This window comes from Halorhodospira sp. 9622 (genome assembly GCF_022228025.1).
Taxonomy (GTDB): Bacteria; Pseudomonadota; Gammaproteobacteria; order Nitrococcales; family Halorhodospiraceae; genus Halorhodospira; species Halorhodospira halophila_A.
In genome coordinates this window covers 1-1230 of record NZ_JAJNRE010000075.1, presented here as the reverse complement: position 1 = coordinate 1230, position 1230 = coordinate 1, and the positions used below count along the sequence as shown (strand labels likewise).

Here is a 1230-nt window from a genome sequence, read left to right as displayed (position 1 = left end):
ATCCGACTCCAGCTTCAATTGGGATCTGGGTACTACGGCGGCGGATGCCATCGCGGATGACTTTGATGGTGAGGTCATCTGGTCGCTGAGTGTTGATCAGGTCACCAACGGCGTTGGTGCTGGTGCACTGCAAGGCGCTTCGGATGTGAATGTCGAGGACTCGTATGAGTCGCTCGCAGCAGACGGGTTCATCCAAGAACAGGCTAATACGTTCACGGGCGCAGATGTGCCCGATACGCTCTTCGAGCCGACGTTCACGGGCGCGGGGTCCGTCAATGATGTTATCCCTGTCGCGGACTTCCATTCGGTAACGGTGACTACGCAGTGGGATGCGGATGATCAGGATGAGGTCGGCTTCGATGGCGAGGTGGATCTGCTGATCCTCCAGGGCGGGACGGATGGTGCCCTGACCGTCGGGAGTGATGTCGATGCTGTCCGCATCGAGGATGATGCGGAGGTTCACACTGATGGTACTGGGGCTACCCAAGACCTCTATCTCGGTGATCAGCTGGAGCTGACGCTGGAAGACGATACCAGCCAAGAGCAGGTCGTCGGTATTGGTGAATCGGCGTTTGGCAGTGTCGTCAACGAGTTCGAGGATGGCACGGCCAATGCCGAAGACACCGTTGCCCTGGATTACGACTTCGACGGCGGATGGGATGACAGTGCCTCGTTCACGGAAACTACCGCTGATGACGTCGACTTTGATAGCATCGACGGCGCCGGGGGGACATGGGACGGCGAGACGCTGATTCTTAATGCCGGTTTTGATGATGGTGACGATCTCATGGAGTCGTTGAACGACGATGCCTCCAATCTTGATGACATCGGCACGGGCAACGAACTCCTCGTCGCTTGGATGGAGGATGGCGGTGACGCGAATCTTGGTATCCTTCAAGTCGAAGAGGATAATGGCAATTACGAATTCGCTAGCTACGAGCAGGTGGTCGAGCTGGTAGGCGTCGACCTCGACGACGGCGATTTCGATCACGACAACCTCGCTGCGTATTAACGTTTAGAGGGTATCGTGTGGCAGTAGCCCACCCCGTGCGCGGGGTGGGCTTTTTTAATCCAGCCCGGTTCTTGGGACCGGGCAACCGAATATCTGCACTGGCGGCTTGCGGGCCGCCGGTGATCCTGGAGGCATGTATGGCGGCACGGAGTGCAAGCCCGGAGCCGAGCCGTCGCGTGCGTGCGCGGCTGCAGCGACTGGTCAACGCTGATGAGCTT

At 58.5% G+C, this 1230-nt stretch carries 1 protein-coding gene; it reads left to right on the top strand.

Annotated features, from left to right (window positions below):
* The coding region (locus tag LRG07_RS13620) for a hypothetical protein (RefSeq protein WP_238642736.1) at positions 1-1012 on the top strand (1012 nt) is incomplete at its 5' end.
* Between the last annotated feature and the right edge of the window lie 218 nt (positions 1013-1230).